The 18,001-nt window shown below is 69.8% G+C and carries 14 protein-coding genes; 10 read left to right on the forward strand and 4 right to left on the reverse strand.

Annotated elements, in window-relative coordinates:
- Positions 1-18: 18 nt before the first annotated feature.
- The gene (gene glpX / locus ACH4TV_RS10385; RefSeq protein WP_398396266.1) at positions 19-1,053 is read left to right on the forward strand and encodes a class II fructose-bisphosphatase; all 1,035 of its coding nucleotides are present in this window, start codon (positions 19-21) and stop codon (positions 1,051-1,053) included.
- A 97-nt stretch (positions 1,054-1,150) separates the two neighbouring features.
- Here the strand turns inward: glpX and ACH4TV_RS10390 are convergent, their stop codons facing one another.
- Complete coding sequence (locus ACH4TV_RS10390; protein WP_398396268.1) at positions 1,151-1,522, reverse strand: WhiB family transcriptional regulator; 372 nt, start codon at positions 1,520-1,522, stop codon at positions 1,151-1,153.
- 285 nt (positions 1,523-1,807) lie between these two features.
- Positions 1,808-2,536 (reverse strand): DUF1707 domain-containing protein, encoded by a 729-nt coding sequence (locus ACH4TV_RS10395; protein WP_398396270.1) that lies wholly within the window; start codon positions 2,534-2,536, stop codon positions 1,808-1,810.
- Between the two features lie 192 nt (positions 2,537-2,728).
- Between ACH4TV_RS10395 and ACH4TV_RS10400 the strand changes: the two genes are divergently transcribed.
- The 4 genes from ACH4TV_RS10400 to ACH4TV_RS10415 all read left to right on the forward strand — a co-directional run bounded on the left by ACH4TV_RS10400 (position 2,729) and on the right by ACH4TV_RS10415 (position 9,814).
- Positions 2,729-4,387 carry a fumarate hydratase gene (locus tag ACH4TV_RS10400; protein ID WP_398396272.1) on the forward strand — a complete coding sequence of 553 codons (1,659 nt, stop codon included), beginning with the start codon at positions 2,729-2,731 and terminating at the stop codon, positions 4,385-4,387.
- Positions 4,388-5,042: 655 nt separating this feature from the next.
- Positions 5,043-6,464: a class II fumarate hydratase gene (locus ACH4TV_RS10405; protein ID WP_398396274.1), complete on the forward strand. Its 1,422-nt coding sequence runs from the start codon at positions 5,043-5,045 to the stop codon at positions 6,462-6,464.
- A 73-nt stretch (positions 6,465-6,537) separates the two neighbouring features.
- Positions 6,538-7,230 carry a DUF402 domain-containing protein gene (locus ACH4TV_RS10410; protein ID WP_398396275.1) on the forward strand — a complete coding sequence of 231 codons (693 nt, stop codon included), beginning with the start codon at positions 6,538-6,540 and terminating at the stop codon, positions 7,228-7,230.
- Positions 7,231-7,801: 571 nt separating this feature from the next.
- Complete coding sequence (locus ACH4TV_RS10415) at positions 7,802-9,814, forward strand: SpoIIE family protein phosphatase (protein WP_398396591.1); 2,013 nt, start codon at positions 7,802-7,804, stop codon at positions 9,812-9,814.
- 94 nt (positions 9,815-9,908) lie between these two features.
- On the opposite strand, the gene ACH4TV_RS10420 is transcribed toward ACH4TV_RS10415, so the two are convergent.
- A complete protein-coding gene (locus tag ACH4TV_RS10420) occupies positions 9,909-12,278 on the reverse strand; it encodes a transglycosylase domain-containing protein (protein ID WP_398396277.1) in 2,370 nt (789 codons plus the stop codon).
- Between the two features lie 304 nt (positions 12,279-12,582).
- Here ACH4TV_RS10420 and ACH4TV_RS10425 point away from each other — a divergent pair, with 304 nt between their 5' ends.
- The 5 genes from ACH4TV_RS10425 to ACH4TV_RS10445 all read left to right on the forward strand — a co-directional run bounded on the left by ACH4TV_RS10425 (position 12,583) and on the right by ACH4TV_RS10445 (position 17,477).
- Positions 12,583-13,530: an SPFH domain-containing protein gene (locus ACH4TV_RS10425; protein WP_398396279.1), complete on the forward strand. Its 948-nt coding sequence runs from the start codon at positions 12,583-12,585 to the stop codon at positions 13,528-13,530.
- A complete protein-coding gene (locus ACH4TV_RS10430) occupies positions 13,527-13,796 on the forward strand; it encodes a hypothetical protein (protein ID WP_398396281.1) in 270 nt (89 codons plus the stop codon). Before ACH4TV_RS10425 ends, ACH4TV_RS10430 begins: the two co-directional genes overlap by 4 nt.
- Before the next feature lie 92 nt (positions 13,797-13,888).
- Entirely contained in the window at positions 13,889-14,416 is a 528-nt protein-coding gene (locus ACH4TV_RS10435) for a PadR family transcriptional regulator (RefSeq protein ID WP_398396283.1), read from the forward strand.
- Complete coding sequence (locus ACH4TV_RS10440; RefSeq protein WP_398396285.1) at positions 14,413-15,114, forward strand: ABC transporter ATP-binding protein; 702 nt, start codon at positions 14,413-14,415, stop codon at positions 15,112-15,114. Before ACH4TV_RS10435 ends, ACH4TV_RS10440 begins: the two co-directional genes overlap by 4 nt.
- Positions 15,115-15,179: 65 nt before the next feature.
- On the forward strand, positions 15,180-17,477 hold the full coding sequence (locus ACH4TV_RS10445; protein WP_398396287.1) for an FtsX-like permease family protein: 2,298 nt from the start codon (positions 15,180-15,182) through the stop codon (positions 17,475-17,477).
- Positions 17,478-17,570: 93 nt separating this feature from the next.
- Here ACH4TV_RS10445 and ACH4TV_RS10450 read toward each other — a convergent pair whose 3' ends face one another.
- Positions 17,571-17,999 carry a hypothetical protein gene (locus ACH4TV_RS10450; protein ID WP_398396289.1) on the reverse strand — a complete coding sequence of 143 codons (429 nt, stop codon included), beginning with the start codon at positions 17,997-17,999 and terminating at the stop codon, positions 17,571-17,573.
- Between the last annotated feature and the right edge of the window lie 2 nt (positions 18,000-18,001).

The following is an 18,001-nucleotide window of genomic DNA, read 5'->3' on the forward strand; positions in this document are numbered from 1 at the left end:
TCAGAAAGGTGCGTCTCGATGACCGAGCATCACCATCTGCCCTCCGAACTCGAAGTGCCCTCCGAGGCCCCCGACCGCAACCTCGCCCTGGAGCTCGTCCGGGTGACCGAGGCCGCCGCGATGGCCGCGGGCCGCTGGGTCGGCCGCGGTGACAAGAACGGCGCCGACGGCGCCGCGGTGCGCGCCATGCGGACCCTCGTCTCGACCGTCTCGATGAACGGCGTCGTCGTCATCGGTGAGGGCGAGAAGGACGAGGCGCCGATGCTGTTCAACGGGGAGCGCGTCGGCGACGGGACCGGGCCCGAGTGCGACATCGCCGTCGACCCCATCGACGGTACGACCCTGACCGCCAACGGCATGACGAACGCCATCGCGGTGCTCGCGGCGGCCGACCGAGGCTCGATGTTCGACCCGTCAGCCGTCTTCTACATGGACAAGCTGGTCACCGGGCCGGACGCCGCCGACTTCGTCGACATCAACGCGCCCGTCTCCGTGAACATCCGGCGGGTCGCCAAGGCCAAGCGGGTCACGCCCGAGGACGTCACCGTCGTCATCCTCGACCGGCCTCGCCACGTCGGCATCATCAAGGAGATCCGGGAGACCGGCGCGCGCATGAAGCTGATCTCCGACGGCGACGTCGCCGGATCGATCCTCGCCCTGCGCGAGGGCACCGGCGTCGACCTGCTGCTCGGTATCGGCGGGACCCCCGAGGGCATCATCTCGGCGTGCGCCGTGAAGTGCCTCGGCGGCACCATCCAGGGCAAGTTGTGGCCGAAGGACGACGAGGAGCGGCAGCGGGCGGTGGACGCGGGGCACGATCTGGACCGCGTGCTGCTGACCGACGACCTGGTCTCCGGCGAGAACGTGTTCTTCGTCGCGACCGGGATCACCGACGGCGAGTTGCTGCGAGGCGTTCGTTATCGGTCGGAGACGGCCACGACCGAGTCGATCGTGATGCGGTCGAAGTCGGGGACGGTTCGGCAGATCTCGTCCGAGCACCGGCTCAGCAAGCTGCGGGCCTACAGCGCGATCGACTTCGACCGGGCGAAGTAGCTCCGCCAGGCAGCTTCGTCGGCATACGGAAGAAGGGGGCGCCCTCTGTGCGGAGGGGCGCCCCCTTCTCCGTGCCCGGGTCGATGCCCGGGCCGGGTCAGCCGGCCGCCGCTATCGTGCCGCGGGCGGCCTTCTGGAGTTCCATCTCCCTGCGGCGGCGCCTGGCCAGGACCACCCGGCGCTCGGCGGCGGTGAGGCCGCCCCAGACTCCGTACGGTTCGGGTTGCAGCAGGGCGTGTTCGCGGCACTCGACCATCACGGGACAGCCACCGCAGACCCGCTTGGCCGCTTCCTCCCGGGAGAGCCGGGCCGCGGTCGGTTCCTTGGAAGGGGCGAAGAAGAGTCCCGCCTCGTCGCGCCGGCACACCGCCTCGGTGTGCCACGGGGCGTCCTGGTCCCTCTCGCGCACTGGCACCCGCTGGGGCGGAACGGCGGCGACCTGCAGGGACGAATGCGGCGGTTGCAGCACGGTCTACTCCTGACGACGGCTTCGCGAGCTTGAGGGAGCCGTGGGAGCCACGTGGACCGGGGCGACGGGTCCGGGGCGCCCGGAGCGTGCGATCGCAAGTCGCGCGCATGCCGGGCGTACCGGGTTCCGCGTGAAGCCCACGGCACCCTCCGAGAGACGATGCAGCAAGGCCTACCCGCTGTGCGCGCGCCTATGCACTGAGTTCCCAACCGCTGGGGTTCCAGGGCATTGTCGAGGCGCGGTGACCTGACGGAATCACGCCAGGTGCGACCGAATTCACAACCGTCAACGGTCCAGGTGTTTGCGCAAACTCCTGTCGACCTTGCGGGAGACGCGGTCGAGGATGTCCTCGATCAGCTTGCCCCGCTTGGGCTTCGCCTCGACGTTTCCGAGTATGGCCAGTCCGTCCACATAGACCACGGGTGCGTCCGGTTCGCCCGAATCCAGCGTGCTCACCTCGAAGTTGCCGAGCACACCGCCGCCGGTGCCGCGCAACGAGACGTTCTCCGGGACGCGGATCTCGACGTTGCCGAAGACCGAGATCGCCTTGATCACGACCTGCTGGTACTCGAATATCGCCTCGCTGAGGTCGATCTCGACGGTGCCGAAGATCGCGTACGCGTGCATACGCCGGCCCGCGCGCCAACGGCCCTTGCGGACGGCGGCACTGAAGACCGCCACCACGTTCTCGTCGGGCTCGATCGGGATCGCGCCCGGGGTCGGGTGGTTGGGCGCGGGGGTGTGGGCGGGTGCGTAGCCCCGGGTCGCGCGGGACTGGTGACCGGCGGGCAGGTCCCGCACGAAGACCTCCAGTTCGCCGACCGTCTTGGCGCGCAGCACCCCATCGACGCGCTCCGAGTGCTCGTCGGGCGTGAGGCGGCCCTCGACCAGCGCCTCGCGCAGGAGGTCCGCGATGCGGTCGCGGTCGGCGTCCGAGGCACGGAGTTCGGAGGCCTGCGCTTCGGAGACCCGGGCTTCGGCTACGCGCGGTTCGGTGTGCTTCTGAAGGTCCACGACAGCAGAATACCCAAACGCGATAGATCGCGACTAGGGGTGGGGAAAACTTGTCCACACCCCGCTCCACACCCCCGCACCCTCTCAACTGAGTCTTACCTAACAAGCTCCTCGTTCCCGGCAAGTCCTACTCTGGTTGGCGCCCGCCAATGAAGGCAGGCCGCTGTCTTCGTCAAGTGAGGAATGGGCGAGATGCCTGAGTTCGCGTACACCGATCTGCTCCCTATGGGAGAGGACACCACCCCGTACCGGCTGGTGACCTCCGAGGGTGTCTCCACCTTCGAGGCCGACGGGCGCACATTCCTCAAGGTCGATCCGGAGGCGCTGCGCAAGCTCGCCACGGAGGCCATCCACGACATCCAGCACTATCTGCGGCCGGCCCACCTGGCGCAGCTGCGGCGGATCATCGACGACCCCGAGGCGTCGGCCAACGACAAGTTCGTGGCGCTGGACCTGCTGAAGAACGCCAACATCGCGGCGGCGGGCGTGCTCCCCATGTGCCAGGACACCGGCACGGCGATCGTCATGGGCAAGCGCGGGCAGAACGTCCTCACGGACGGCGGGGACGAGGCGGCTCTCTCCAAGGGCATCTACGACGCGTACCTGAACCTCAACCTGCGGTACTCGCAGATGGCTCCGCTCACCATGTGGGAGGAGAAGAACACCGGGTCCAACCTGCCGGCCCAGATCGAGCTGTACGCGACGGACGGGGGCGCGTACAAGTTCCTGTTCATGGCGAAGGGCGGGGGGTCGGCGAACAAGAGCTTCCTGTATCAGGAGACCAAGGCGGTCCTCAACGAGGGCTCCATGATGAAGTTCCTGGAAGAGAAGATCCGTTCGCTCGGTACGGCCGCCTGTCCGCCGTACCACCTGGCCATCGTGGTGGGTGGCACGAGCGCCGAGTACGCCCTCAAGACCGCCAAGTACGCCTCCGCGCACTACCTCGACGAGATCCCGGCCGAGGGGTCGGAGCTCGGGCACGGCTTCCGGGACACGGATCTGGAGGAGAAGGTCTTCGAGCTGACGCAGCGGATCGGGATCGGCGCGCAGTTCGGCGGCAAGTACTTCTGCCATGACGTACGGGTGGTGCGGCTGCCCCGGCACGGTGCCTCGTGTCCGGTCGCGATCGCCGTGTCCTGCTCGGCCGACCGGCAGGCCGTCGCGAAGATCACCGCCGAGGGCGTCTTCCTGGAGCAGCTGGAGACGGACCCGGCGCGGTTCCTTCCCGACACCACGGACGAGCACCTCGAGTCGGACGGCGACGTGGTGAAGATCGACCTCAACCAGCCGATGGACGACATCCTCGCCGAGCTGACCAAGTACCCGGTCAAGACCCGGCTCTCGCTCTCCGGGCCGCTGGTCGTGGCGCGTGACATCGCGCACGCCAAGATCAAGGAGCGGCTGGACGCGGGTGAGGAGATGCCGCAGTACCTGAAGGACCACCCCGTGTACTACGCGGGGCCGGCGAAGACGCCCGAGGGGTACGCGTCCGGGTCGTTCGGGCCGACGACGGCCGGGCGCATGGACTCGTACGTCGAGCAGTTCCAGGCGGCGGGCGGGTCCAAGGTGATGCTGGCGAAGGGGAACCGGTCGCAGCAGGTCACGGATGCGTGTGGCGCGCACGGCGGGTTCTATCTCGGGTCGATCGGCGGGCCTGCGGCCCGGCTGGCCCAGGACTGCATCAAGAAGGTCGAGGTCGTCGAGTACGAGGAGCTCGGCATGGAGGCTGTCTGGCGGATCGAGGTCGAGGACTTCCCGGCGTTCGTCGTCGTCGACGACAAGGGCAACGACTTCTTCAAGGATCCGGCGCCGGCGCCTACGTTCACGTCGATTCCGGTGCGCCGGTCGTAGGGCGGGTTCTCGCCCCCGCCGCCCTTACCCGTCCCATCCCGTTCCTGGGGCTGCCGCCCCAGACCCCGCTGTCGGCCCTGAACGGGCCTTGTCCTCAAACGCCGGACGGGCTGAAGATGCCGGCCCACGCTTGAGAGGTACCGCCTTGGCCGCAGAAGCGGCGGGGGCGGGTGGGCGGGCAGGAAGCTGGGCTGGACGGGGCTTGTTCTCGGATGCCGGACGGGCTGAAGATGCCGGCCCGCGCTCGAGAGGTACCGCCTTGGCCGCAGAAGCGGCGGGGGCGGGTGGGCGGGCAGGAAACTGGGCTGGACGGGGCTTGTTCTCGGATGCCGGACGGGCTGAGAGGGGTCGGCCTACGCTGAACAGATACGGCAAACGGGTGGGCGGGTGGGAAACACGGCCTGGGCTGCACCGGCCTTGCCTCTCAGGCGCCGGACGGGCTGGGTGGGCCTGGGCCTGGCTGCAGAAGCGGCGGGGGCGGGTGGGCGGGTAGGAAGCTGGGGCTGGACGGGGCTTGTTCCGGCCGGCATCGACAGGTTCGAGGGCACCCGGTAAACGGACCGAGACGGGCGGGTGGGTGGGCCAGTGGGAGGACTGGACGCCCCGGGGGAATACGTCCCTCCAGGCCCGCGCTGTGCCTTCCGGAGGTAGGACGATGACATCGACTGGCAGTGGCGGCGACGGGCAGCAGTACCCGGAGTACCGGGTCGAGCACGACTCGATGGGGGAGGTGCGGGTCCCCGGTCACGCCAAGTGGCGGGCCCAGACCCAGCGGGCTGTCGAGAACTTCCCTGTCTCCGGGCAGCGGATCGAGCGCGCCCATATCGAGGCCCTCGCCCGCATCAAGGGTGCCGCCGCGAAGGTCAACGCCGACCTCGGTGTGGTCGACAAGGACATCGCCGGCGCGATCCAGGACGCCGCCGACGAGGTCGCGGCCGGGGACTGGGACGAACACTTCCCCGTCGATGTGTTCCAGACCGGGTCCGGGACCTCGTCCAACATGAACGCCAACGAGGTCATCGCCACGCTGGCAAGTGAACGGCTCGGCAGGGACGTACACCCGAATGATCATGTCAACGCGTCGCAGTCGTCCAACGACGTGTTCCCCTCCTCCATCCACATCGCCGCCACCGCCGCCGTCACCCGTGACCTCATTCCCGCCCTCGATCATCTCGCCGACTCCCTCAGCCGCAAGAGCCAGGAGTTCGCCGATGTCGTGAAGTCGGGGCGTACGCATCTCATGGACGCCACGCCGGTGACGCTGGGGCAGGAGTTCGGGGGGTACGCGGCCCAGGTGCGGTACGGCGTCGAGCGGCTGCGGGCCTCGCTGCCCCGGCTCGCCGAGCTGCCCCTCGGGGGTACGGCCGTCGGGACCGGGATCAACACGCCTCCCGGGTTCTCCGCCGCCGTGATCGAAGAGGTCGCCCGGACCACCGGGCTGCCCCTCACCGAGGCTCGCGACCACTTCGAGGCACAGGGCGCCCGGGACGGGATCGTCGAGACGAGCGGGCAGCTGCGGACGATCGCCGTGGGACTGACGAAAATCGCCAATGATCTGCGGTGGATGGCCTCCGGGCCGCGGACCGGACTCGCCGAGATCAGCCTTCCCGATCTGCAGCCGGGGTCGTCGATCATGCCCGGCAAGGTCAATCCGGTGATTCCCGAGGCCGTGCTGATGGTCTCCGCGCAGGTGATCGGCAACGACGTCACCGTCACCACCGCCGGTGCCGCCGGGAACTTCGAGCTCAATGTGATGCTGCCGGTCATCGCGAAGAACGTGCTGGAGTCCGTGCGGCTGCTCTCCAACGTCTCGCGGCTGCTTGCCGATCGGACCGTCGACGGGATCGTCGCCCATCGGGAGCGGGCGCGTGAGTACGCCGAGTCGTCGCCCTCCGTCGTCACTCCGCTCAACAAGTACATCGGGTACGAGGAAGCGGCCAAGGTGGCCAAGAAGGCACTCGCCGAGATGAAGACGATTCGTCAAGTCGTCCTGGAATCGGGGTATGTGGAGCGCGGCGATCTGACGATCGAGCAGCTGGACACCGCCCTTGATGTCCTGCGGATGACGCGCCCGTAACGTCATCCGGCCACCGGCGAGAACCGTGGCACGCGCCGCAGCGTCGTATGCCCATGGCACCTAATATCTCTCCATGGCAGACGACGGAGCGGTGAGACAAGTGGAAGCGGGCGGGCCGGCGGGGTACTGGGCCCCCGGGAGTCAGATCCTGTGGCGATACCGTGAGAACCGCGGCGAGCGCTTCCACATCGCGCGTCCCGTCACCGTCGTACGGGACGATCGCGAGCTGCTCGCGGTGTGGATGGCCCCGGGAACCGAATGCGTCAAGCCCGTGCTCGCCGACGGCACTCCCGTGCACGTGGAACCGCTGGAGTCGCGCTACACCAAGCCCCGCACGGTGCAGCGCGACCACTGGTTCGGCACCGGGGTGCTGAAGCTGGCGCGGCCCGGTGAGCCCTGGTCGGTGTGGCTCTTCTGGGAGCCCGGCTGGCAGTTCAAGAACTGGTACGTGAACCTGGAGGAACCGCTGGTCCGTTGGGGCGGCGGGGTCGACTCCGAGGACCACTTCCTGGACATCACCGTGAATCCCGACCGGACGTGGGAATGGCGTGACGAGGACGAGTTCGCACAGGCCCAGCAGGCCGGGCTGATGGACGCCCAACTCGCCGAGCGGGTAAGGGAAGCGGGCCGTTCGGCGGTCGACGTCATCCGCGCCTGGGGGGCGCCGTTCGCGGATGGCTGGCAGCACTGGCGCCCGGATCCGTCCTGGGCTGTACCGTCACTGCCGGAGGACTGGGACCGTACGCCCGCGCACATGTCGTCATGAGACCCTTGATGCGCCCCCGGTACGCAACCGTAGGATCGGCCTCCGCAAGGGCGCACAACCGTAACTCCCGGAACATGCGCTGGGCTTGACCGTACGTCACCGAGGGGCGGCAGGACGTGAGCGAGGGGTACGAGGGCAACACCGGTCCGGGCCGACCACGGCCCGCCGGTGCATCAGGAACAACCTCTGACCACGCCGGTTTTCCGTTCCTGGGGCATGTGTTCCGGGTATCGGAAAGTCGGCGGGACCAACTGCGTGTACAACGCGCAGCCCCGGACGGATGGATTCGACACGCGTGACGGAGCAACCCACCTCGCACGAGCGCCGTCGGCCGGGCACCGGCCGGCCGGACATCCCCGCGGAACCCCGCGGGGCGTTCCTGCGTTCCCCGGAGGCGGCGGCTTCGCCTCTGCCGGTGCAGACGACACGGCCCTGCGACGACGCCGACAGCCGCCCTGAGGCCGCTGTCGGCTCCGTGGCAGGCTCCGAGAGCCCCGAGACCGTCGACGGCGTCGGTACGACCGCGTCCGACGCGGGAACAGCGGCGCGAACAGAGGCGGGAACAGGCGCTATGGCATCCAGCTCCGGTACCGGCACGGGCACGCCCGGCTCCGCGGGTCCCGACCCGGTCGGCCCGCCGGCCGCACCCGGGCCCGAGCACTCCCAGTCCGCCCAGGCCTCGTCCACCGAGCCGGACGGACACCGGCCGCGTCCGGCGCCGGACAGCATCCCGGCCCAGCCGGGCGGGGAGAACCACGCCACCTCGAACGGCCCCGCGCCCGCCGACAGCGCCGACCCGGCCACGGGCACCGCCCTCGCGGGCAAGGAGCGGCGCAGCGGGCAGGGCAACGCCGCCGGCGCGCCCCTGCCCATGCGGCGGGACGGCGACCGGCTGCGGTTCGTCGGCGCGGCCACCCGGCGGATCGCCCGGGGCATCGACCTCGACGAGATCGTGATGGGGCTGTGCCGGGCCACCGTGCCGACCTTCTCCGACACGATCCTCGTCTATCTGCGCGACCCGCTGCCCGTCGGCGACGAGCGGCCCACCGGCCCCCTGGTGCTGCGGCTGCGCCGCACGGACCGGCTTCCGGCGGAGCGGGACACCGAGAACGGCTTCCTGGCCACCTCGGCCGCCCCTCCGCAGCTTCCCGAGCTGTCCCCGGTCAGCGCCGAGCTGTGCGAGGTGCGTCCCGGCGGCGCGCTCGCCGAGGTGCTGCGCGGTGTCCGGCCCGTCTTCGCGGACGCGCCCGCCGCCCGCGCCGCCCTGCCCGAGCTGCTCGGCGAGGGCAGCGACCTGGTCGTACCCGGCGGACAGCGCGCGATCCTCGCGCCGCTGCGCGGCCGGCGCCGGGTCATCGGGGCCGCGCTGTTCCTGCGCCGGCCGGACCGGATCCCGTTCGAGACGGACGACCTGCTCGTCGCCGCCCAGCTCGCCACACACAGCGCCCTCGGCATCGACAAGGCGGTGCTGTACGGCCGCGAGGCCTACATCGCCGACGAGTTGCAGCGCACGATGCTGCCGGAGACCCTCCCCCGGCCCACCGGTGTGCGGCTGGCGTCCCGCTATCTCCCGGCCGCCGAGACCGCGCGTGTCGGCGGTGACTGGTACGACGCCATCCCGCTGCCGGGCAGCCGCGTCGCGCTCGTCGTCGGTGACGTCATGGGGCACTCCATGACCAGCGCGGCCATCATGGGCCAGCTGAGGACGACCGCGCAGACCCTCGCCGGCCTCGACCTGCCCCCGCAGGAGGTCCTGCACCACCTCGACGAACAGGCCCAGCGCCTCGGTACGGACCGCATGGCGACCTGCCTGTACGCGGTCTACGACCCGGTCACGCACCGGATCACCATCGCCAACGCCGGCCATCCGCCGCCCGTCCTGCTGCACCTGGGCGGCCGGGCCGAGGTCCTCAAGGTGCCGTCCGGAGCACCCATCGGCGTCGGCGGTGTCGACTTCGAGGCCGTGGAGCTGGACGCGCCCGCCGGCGCCACCCTGTTCCTCTACACGGACGGCCTCGTCGAGTCCCGGCTGCGGGACGTCTGGACCGGCATAGAGCAGCTGCGCGAGAAGCTCGCCGCGACCGCCCAGCTGACCGGGCCCGACCATCCGCCGCCCCTCGAAGCGCTGTGCGACGAGGTGCTCGACATGCTCGGCCCGGGTGACCGGGACGACGACATCGCGCTGCTCGCCGCCCGCTTCGACGGCATCGCGCCGAGCGACGTCGCGTACTGGTACCTCGACCCGGAGGACGCGGCGCCCGGCCGGGCCCGGCGGCTCGCCCGGCGCGCGCTGTCCCGCTGGGGTCTGGAGGACCTGACGGACTCGGTGGAGCTGCTGGTCAGCGAGGTCGTGACGAACGCGGTGCGGTACGCCTCGCGGCCGATCACCCTGAGGCTGCTGCGGACCGACGTACTGCGCTGCGAGGTCGGCGACGACGTGCCGCAGCTGCCGCGCCTGCGGCAGGCGCGGGCCACGGACGAGGGCGGTCGCGGACTGTATCTCGTCAACCGGCTGGCCCGCCGCTGGGGCGCGACCCGGCTGAGCACCGGGAAAGTGGTCTGGTTCGAGGTCAACCGGACGTGAGCCGGTCGTGAACCGGACGTGAGCCGGTTCTGATCCCGTACGTGTGAGAGGGGCGCCCCGCGGTCTGCGGGGCGCCCCTCTCGTTCGTACGCGGCTACTGGTCGTCGTCCGGTACGGGCGGCTCCGGGGTGATGTCGCCGTCCCCGCTCGTCGGGGTCGCCGGCGGGCTGAACGTCGGGGTCGGCGTCGGGGTCGGGGTCGGCGTCGGCGTCGGCGTCGGAGACAGTGTCGGCGTCGGGGTCGGGGACAGTGTCGGCGTCGGGCTCTTGGTGGGCGTCGGCGTCGGCGTCGCGGACGGCGTCTCGATGAGCGTCGGCGTGGGGGTCGGTGTCGGCTTCACACCGGCGCCCAGCGTGGTGTCCAGGTCGAACTTGGTCACCTTGCCCATCGCGCCGAACGTGTACGTCGCCCAGATCTTCGCCGGGTAGCCGCCGCCGTTGATCCGGCCGCCGCCCGCGGGGATGAGACCCGTGGCGCCCTTCAGGCTGACCTGCTTGTTGGCCTTCGTGTTCTCGCCGAACAGACCGACCGAGGTGACCAGACCCGGCGTGTAGCCGGTGAACCAGGCCGACTTGTTCTCGTCGGACGTACCCGTCTTGCCGGCCACCTGCTGGCCCTTGCGGTTCTTCGCCTGGGCCACCGAGACCCGGGCCGTACCGTCGTCGACCACGCCGGTCAGCACCGAGGTGACGGCGTCGGCGGCCTCGCGGGTGATGATCTGCTTGCCGAGCGGGGAGGGGAAGTCGGCCGTGACGTCCTTGTGTTCGGCGGACTTCACGACGGCCGGGGTGACCTTGCGGCCGTGGTTGTCGAGGGTGGCGTAGACGCCGGCCATCTCCAGCGGGCTCGCGCCCATCGTGCCGAGGGTCTGCGCGGGCACCGCCTGCAACCCGGTGGTGTCCAGGCCGAGTTCGTCCGCGACCTTCATGACCTCGGTCATCCCGACGTCGACGCCCATCTGCGCGAACACCGAGTTGATCGACTTGTTCATCGCGGTCTGGACGGTGACGTCGCCGTAGTCCTCTTTGTCCTCGTTCGGCGGGGCGAAGCCGACCTTCTTGCCGTCGTCCAGGACCTGCCGGCCGCTCGTGCCGTCGTAGATCGTGTCCGGCGTGATCAGATCGCCGTCCTGCGTCCGGGCCTCCTGCTCCATGGCCGCCGCGAGGATGATCGGCTTGAAGGTGGACGCGGGCTGGTAGTCGCGCCGGGTCGCGTTGCTGACGTAGTGGTCGAAGAAGTTGGTCCCGCCGTACAGCGCGAGCACCCGTCCCGTCTTCGGGTCGACGGACGCGGCACCGGCCTGGACGTAGCCGTCGACCTTGCGCTTCTTCGCGTCGAGTTTGCTGGTCAGCTCGCTCTTGGCGGCCTGCTCCAGCGCCGCCTGCTTCTTCCGGTCGATGTTGAGCGTGATCGTCCAGCCGCCCGCGTCGACCTGCGCGGTGGCGTCCTCGGCGTCGCTGGCCGTGCCCTGCGCTTCGAGCTGCTTGGCCAGTTCCTTCTTGGCGGCGTCGACGAGATAGCCGGTCTGGCCCTCAAGACCCGGGGCGCCCTTCGGGTCCTTCGGCACCGGGAACTTCATCGCGGCGCGGGCGGTCTGGTCGAGCCAGCCCTCCTCGACCATGTTGTCGAGTACGTAGTTCCAGCGGGCGGTCACGAGCTTCTTGCTGGTCGGGGACGCGACCGCCCAGTCGTACTGGCTCGGCGCCTGGAGCAGTGCGGCGAGGTACGCGCCCTGCTCGACGCTGAGCCTCTTGGCGTCGACGCGGTAGTAGGCCTGCGCGGCGGCCTGCACGCCGTACGAGTCACGGCCGTAGTAGTTGGTGTTGAGGTAGCCGGCGAGGATGAAGTCCTTGGACCTCTCGCGGTCCACCTTCAGCGAGATGACCAGTTCCTTCAGCTTGCGCGTGACGGTCTGGTCCTGCGTCAGGTAGTAGTTCTTGACGTACTGCTGGGTGATCGTCGAACCACCCTGCTTGCCCTTGCCGGACAGCGTGTTGATCAGACCGCGGGTAGTGCCCTTGAGGTCGACACCGGAGTCCTTGTAGAAGGACTTGTTCTCGGCGGCGACGAAGGTCTGCTGGACCTTCTTGGGTACGTCGGCCAGGTCCACGATCTCGCGGTTCACCGTGCCGGTGCGGGCGAGGACGGTGCCGTCGCTGTACTTGTAGATGTTGCTCTGGAGCTTCGCGGCGTCGTTGCCCGCAGCGGGCACGTCGATCGTCAGGTAGAGCACGACGAAGGCACCCATGCCGAGCAGGGCCAGACCGAAGACGGTGCCGAGGATCTTCTTCCAGGTGAAGAGGCGGCGTAGGAAACTCTTACCGTCCTTGCCACCCTTGGTACCCCTGGCGCTCCTGCCGGCCGTTTCCGTCGTCCCGGTCGCCGCACTTCTGGACGAGCGCTTGGGCGCCGCGCGGCGGCCACCGCGATGCTGCCGCGCTCGTCTCTCTTCCGCTCGTCCCATGGATTGCTCCGCTCCGCTTCCTTCTGGCGATCCGTCGTGCGTTCCGTCTTGCGTTCCGTCTCGTGCGTCACACAGGTTCGTGGCTCGGGCCAGCTCAGAAAACTAACACCGGCAGATATGACGACGAGCTTCCGATCCCATGTTTTACGGACGTGACAATCAGCACCCGTCCCACTAGGAACCGACTACTGGGAGCCGCGGAAGGTTGTCGGGCGAGATAAAGTGATATCACTTAGTAAGCACACTGCTAGACTCCGGAACGACAGCCACAGAGCACGACCATCACGAAACGGGGGAACCGTCCATGACCAAGGACAAGTCCGCTCAGACCGCCGATCCCGGCGCCGACCTGCCCGCGATGCCCGAACCACAGGTGCGGGAGGTCCCGGCCCACAGCATCGGGGGCGGACTCGCCCTGCTGCTGGGGCTGGTCGGACTCGCGCTCGGCGTCGGCATGATCGTCGGCGCGACGGCCGTCACCGGCGGCGGAGCCAAGGCCGCGCTGATCGTCCCCGGCATCCTGATCGGGCTCTTCTCCTTCATCGCCATGTGCGGGCTGAACATGGTGGCGCCGGGCGAGGCCCGGGTGGTCCAGCTCTTCGGGCGGTACCGGGGGACGATCCGGCAGGACGGCCTGCGCTGGGTGAACCCGCTCACCTCACGCACCAAGATCTCGACCCGGGTACGCAACCACGAGACCGCGGTCCTCAAGGTCAACGACGCCTACGGCAACCCGATCGAGCTCGCCGCGGTCGTGGTGTGGAAGGTCCAGGACACCGCGCAGGCGACGTTCGAGGTGGACAACTACCTGGAGTTCGTCGCCACCCAGACCGAGGCGGCCGTCCGGCACATCGCCATCGAGTACCCGTACGACGCCCATGACGAGGGCGGGCTCTCGCTGCGCGGCAACGCCGAGGAGATCACCGAGAAGCTGGCCGTCGAACTGCACGCGCGCGTGGCGGCCGCCGGCGTCCACATCATCGAGTCCCGGTTCACCCACCTCGCGTACGCTCCCGAGATCGCCTCGGCCATGCTCCAGCGGCAGCAGGCGGGAGCGGTCGTCGCGGCGCGGCGGCTGATCGTGGACGGCGCGGTCGGGATGGTCGAGGCCGCGCTCACCCGACTCACCGAGCAGGACATCGTGGAACTGGACTCCGAACGGAAGGCGGCGATGGTGTCGAACCTGTTGGTCGTACTGTGCGGCGACCGCGCTGCGCAGCCGGTCATCAACACCGGGTCCCTCTACCAGTGAGCACTCCCTCCGAAGGTTCGGGCGCCGAACACCCCGAGCGCCGGCCGCAGCAGCAGCGCAAGCAGGTGCTGCTGCGGCTGGACCCCGCCGTCTACGAGGCACTGGCCCGCTGGGCGGGGGACGAGCTGCGCTCGGCCAACGCGCAGATCGAGTTCGTGCTGCGGCGGGCGCTGGGCGAGGCGGGGCGGTTGCCCGGGGAGGCGGGGCCCATCCCGCGCCGCGGGCGGCCCCCCGGGGGCTCCACTCCCGGACCCCCGACGGGCTGAATGAGCCTTCTGCTGATCCATCCCTGATCCATCCCTGGTCTATACACAGCAGGTATACACACCACGTATACCTGCTGTGTATAGTCCTCGGCATGTCCATCGGTCACACACTTCTGGGACTCCTGGAGTCCGGCCCCCGGCACGGTTACGACCTGAAGCGGGCCTTCGACGAGAAGTTCGGTCACGATCGCCCGCTGCACTACGGGCAGGTCTACTCGACGATGTCCCGCCTGCTGAAGAACGGCCTCGTCGAGGTCGACGGGATCGAGGCCGGCGACGGTCCCGAGCGGAAGAGGTACGCGATCACCGACGCCGGGGTCACCGACGTACAGCGGTGGCTCGCCACGCCGGAGAAGCCCGAGCCGTATCTCCAGTCGACCCTCTACACGAAGGTCGTCCTCGCGCTGCTCACGCACCGGAACGCCGGTGACATCCTCGACACGCAGCGCTCGGAGCACCTGCGGGGGATGCGCATCCTGACCGACCGCAAGCGCAAGGGCGACCTCGCCGACCAGTTGATCTGCGACCACGCCCTGTTCCACCTCGAAGCCGATCTGCGCTGGCTGGAGCTCACCGCCGCGCGTCTCGACAAGCTCGCCCTGGTGGTGGCGCCGCGATGAGCCCTTCCCTCACCCCTCCTCCCGGCTCCCTGCTCGTCGCGAGCGAGTTGCGCAAGGCCTACGGTCCGACCAAGGCGCTCGACGGCGCCGAGTTCTCGATCCACCCCGGCGAGGTCGTCGCGGTGATGGGCCCGTCCGGGTCCGGCAAGTCGACGCTGCTGCACTGTCTCGCCGGGATCGTGCCGCCCGACTCGGGGTCCATCACGTACAACGGGCGCGAGATGGCCGGGATGAGCGACGCGCAGCGCAGTCAGCTGCGGCGCTCCGAGTTCGGGTTCGTGTTCCAGTTCGGGCAGCTCGTGCCGGAGCTCACCTGCGTCGAGAACGTGGCGCTTCCGCTCCGTCTCAACGGGACCTCCCGCAAGGAGGCCGAGCGGACCGCGCTGTCCTGGATGGAACGGCTGGAGGTCGACGACCTCAAGGGCAAGCGGCCCGGCGAGGTGTCGGGCGGGCAGGGGCAACGAGTCGCCGTCGCACGGGCGTTGGTCACCGGTCCCCGGGTGCTGTTCGCCGACGAGCCCACCGGCGCCCTCGACTCGCTCAACGGCGAGCGCGTGATGGAGCTGCTCACCGAGGCCGCCCGGTCGACCAACGCGGCCGTCGTACTCGTCACGCACGAGGCACGGGTGGCCGCCTACTCGGACCGCGAGATCGTCGTACGGGACGGGAAGTCGCGGGACATGGAGCGCGTCGTATGAGCGTGCGGAGGGGGCACCTCCCGCGCGAGCGAAGCCGAGCGTGGGGGAGGATACGGGACCTGGGCATGGGGGTCCGGTTCGCCTTCACGGGCGGGCGCGAGGGCTGGGGGCGGGTCCTGCTGACCGCCGTCGGGGTCGGGCTCGGGGTGGCGCTGCTGCTGCTGACGACCGCCATCCCGACCGCGATGTCGGTCCGGGGGGAGCGCGAGAGCGCCCGTACGCACGTCATGTACGTCGACAAGCAGATACCGAAGGCCGACAACACGCTGATCGTCGCGAGCGTCGACACGACCTTCCGCTCGGACGACATACGCGGGCGCGAGCTGGAGCCCGAGGGGGCACGGGCGCCCATACCGCCGGGGATCGACCGGTTCCCCGCGGCCGGGGAGATGGTCGTCTCCCCCGCTCTCGAACGGCTGCTGAAGTCCGGCGACGGCAAGCTGCTGCGGGAGCGGCTGCCGGACCGGATCGTCGGCACCATCGCCGAGTCCGGGCTCGTCGGACCGGCCGAACTCTCCTTCTACCGGGGGGCCGACGATCTCTCGGAACACCTCAGCCAGGGTGTGGTGACGCGGATCGACCGGTTCGGGGATCTGCAGCAGACGACCGAGGCGATGGACCCGGTTCTGCTCCTCCTCACTCTCGTCGTCTTCGTGGTGCTGCTGATGCCGGTCGGTGTCTTCATCGCCACGGCCGTACGGTTCGGCGGTGAACGGCGTGACCGGCGGCTGGCAGCGCTGCGGCTGGTCGGGGCCGACGGCCGGATGACCCGGCGGATCGCCGCCGGCGAGGCGTTCGCGGGCGCCGCGGTCGGGCTCGTCTTCGGTGCCGTGTTCTTCCTGATCGGGCGTCAGGCCGCGGGCTCCGTCGAGATCCTCGACATCAGCGTGTTCCCGAGCTATCTGGACCCGTCGCCCGCGCTGGCCGCCCTGGTCGGGGTCGCGGTGCCGCTGGCCGCGGTGCTGGTCACCCTGTTCGCCCTGCGCGGTGTGGTGATCGAGCCGCTCGGCGTGGTGCGTACGGCACGGCCCCCGCGGCGCCGGCTGTGGTGGCGGCTGCTGGTGCCGCTGGCCGGGATCGCGGCGCTCTCCCCCATGATCGGACAGGGCCGCGCCGGCGGGCAGTTCAACGACTTCCTCGTCATCGCCGGTGTCATGCTCCTGCTCATCGGGGTGACCGCGCTCCTTCCCTGGGTCATCGAGGCCGTGGTCGCCCGGCTCGGCTCCGGCGGGCTCTCCTGGCAACTGGCCGTCCGGCGGCTCCAGTTGAGCAGCGGTACGGCGGCCCGCACGGTGAACGGCATCGCGGTGGCGGTGGCCGGGGCGATCGCGCTGCAGATGCTGTTCTCGGGTGTCTCCGGCGGCTACGTCACCCCGTCGGACAAGGACCTCTCACTGGCCCAGATGGAGATCGCGCCGCCGGACGGCGTCTCGCTCTCGGCAGCCGGCCAACAGCTCGCCGAGACCGAGGGGGTCCGGAAGGTCACCGTGCTGGCCATCGGTTCGGTGGGCGAGAAGGCCAAGGACTCCGAAACGTACATCGAGTTGACCATCGGGGACTGTACGGCGCTGCGTGACGTGGCCCGGCTCCCCTCGTGCCGCGACGGCGACTCCTTCACCGTGCGGGGCGCCGAGTACGACCTGGACACACCCCAAGTGGTCAAGCCGGGCCGCACGGTGTACCTCAACCCGTCCTACACCGGGGCCGAGAAGGCGTCGGTCGCCTGGACGGTGCCGACGGGCGTCAAGCAGGGCGTCGCGATGGAGGACCCGTCCGGGGTCGTGCGCGGCGGCGTCCTGGCCACGCCGGGCGCTCTGCCCGAGGAGGTCGTGGCGCAGGCCTCCGGGCGGATCCTCGTCGGCCTCGACCCCGCGGTGGCGGACGCCCGCGACCTGGTCCGCAACACGACGGCGCGGATCGACCGCTTCACGGAACCCGCCACCTGGACGTCGACCAACCGCTCCGAACGGTTCGGCTCGATCCGCACCGGGCTGTTCATCGGCGCCACCTGCGTCCTGGTGCTGATCGGCGCGAGTCTGCTGGTCTCCCAGCTGGAGCAGCTCCGCGAGCGCAGGAAGCTGCTGTCGTCGCTGGTCGCCTTCGGCACCCGGCGCCGCACGCTGAGCCTGTCGGTGCTGTGGCAGACGGCGATCCCCGTCGGCCTGGGGCTGCTGCTGTCGTCGGTGGTGGGGCTGACCCTGGGTGTGGTCCTGCTGAAGATGACGCGCACGTCGGTCCACATCGACTGGGTCGCGCTCCTGTCGATGACCGGCATCGGTGCGGGAGTCGTGCTCCTGGTGACGGTGCTGAGTCTGCCGCCGCTGCTGCGGCTGCTGCGGCCGGACGGCCTGCGTACGGAGTGAATCCCGCGCCGCCGGGCCCCTCCCCCGGACTTCGGTCCTGGGGAGGGGCCCGTCGGCGTCCCGCTCACTTCCCCTCGGCTCCCCTCGGCTCCCTCAGAGCGTGTACTCCTTGACCACCCGCCGTACCTGGGCGAAGAGCATGCCGACGTTGACCGACTTGCGGCAGACGACCACCGCGACGACGTCCTGCTGTTCGGTCAGCCGGACGAACAGGTGAGTGAGGTTCTCGCTGTTGACGAGGATCTCCTGGAAGAAGTGGTTGTCGCTCTGGGTGCCCCGCCGCTCCTTGAAGACGTCCTCGATCATCACGACCGTACGGCCCTGGAACAGGTCGAGGGTCGCGCCCGCCAGCAGGTCGAGCACCTCGGGCGGATGGTTGTCGATGGTCTCGTACGAGAGCAGCATCCCGGTGGCCATGTCGACCACGCCCGACGCGACGCAGTCGGGGGCATCGGTGCGGAGCGCCTTGACCAGGCTCATGACCTGGTCGGAGAAACCTGTGGTCATGCGTTTCGTCGCCATCC

Source organism: Streptomyces sp. NPDC020898 (genome assembly GCF_044333925.1).
Classification (GTDB): domain Bacteria; phylum Actinomycetota; class Actinomycetes; order Streptomycetales; family Streptomycetaceae; genus Streptomyces.

Excerpts from the sequence above, each read along its gene's own strand:
- ACH4TV_RS10415 (WP_398396591.1), top strand. The coding sequence starts at position 7,802 with ATGGCATCCAGCTCCGGTACCGGCACGGGCACGCCCGGCTCCGCGGGT.
- ACH4TV_RS10435 (WP_398396283.1), top strand. The coding sequence starts at position 13,889 with ATGTCCATCGGTCACACACTTCTGGGACTCCTGGAGTCCGGCCCCCGG.
- ACH4TV_RS10450 (WP_398396289.1), bottom strand. The coding sequence starts at position 17,999 with ATGGCGACGAAACGCATGACCACAGGTTTCTCCGACCAGGTCATGAGC.
- ACH4TV_RS10405 (WP_398396274.1), top strand. The coding sequence starts at position 5,043 with ATGACATCGACTGGCAGTGGCGGCGACGGGCAGCAGTACCCGGAGTAC.
- ACH4TV_RS10410 (WP_398396275.1), top strand. The coding sequence starts at position 6,538 with ATGGCAGACGACGGAGCGGTGAGACAAGTGGAAGCGGGCGGGCCGGCG.
- ACH4TV_RS10445 (WP_398396287.1), top strand. The coding sequence starts at position 15,180 with ATGGGGGTCCGGTTCGCCTTCACGGGCGGGCGCGAGGGCTGGGGGCGG.
- ACH4TV_RS10425 (WP_398396279.1), top strand. The coding sequence starts at position 12,583 with ATGACCAAGGACAAGTCCGCTCAGACCGCCGATCCCGGCGCCGACCTG.
- ACH4TV_RS10420 (WP_398396277.1), bottom strand. The coding sequence starts at position 12,278 with ATGGGACGAGCGGAAGAGAGACGAGCGCGGCAGCATCGCGGTGGCCGC.
- glpX (WP_398396266.1), top strand. The coding sequence starts at position 19 with ATGACCGAGCATCACCATCTGCCCTCCGAACTCGAAGTGCCCTCCGAG.
- ACH4TV_RS10400 (WP_398396272.1), top strand. The coding sequence starts at position 2,729 with ATGCCTGAGTTCGCGTACACCGATCTGCTCCCTATGGGAGAGGACACC.
- ACH4TV_RS10440 (WP_398396285.1), top strand. The coding sequence starts at position 14,413 with ATGAGCCCTTCCCTCACCCCTCCTCCCGGCTCCCTGCTCGTCGCGAGC.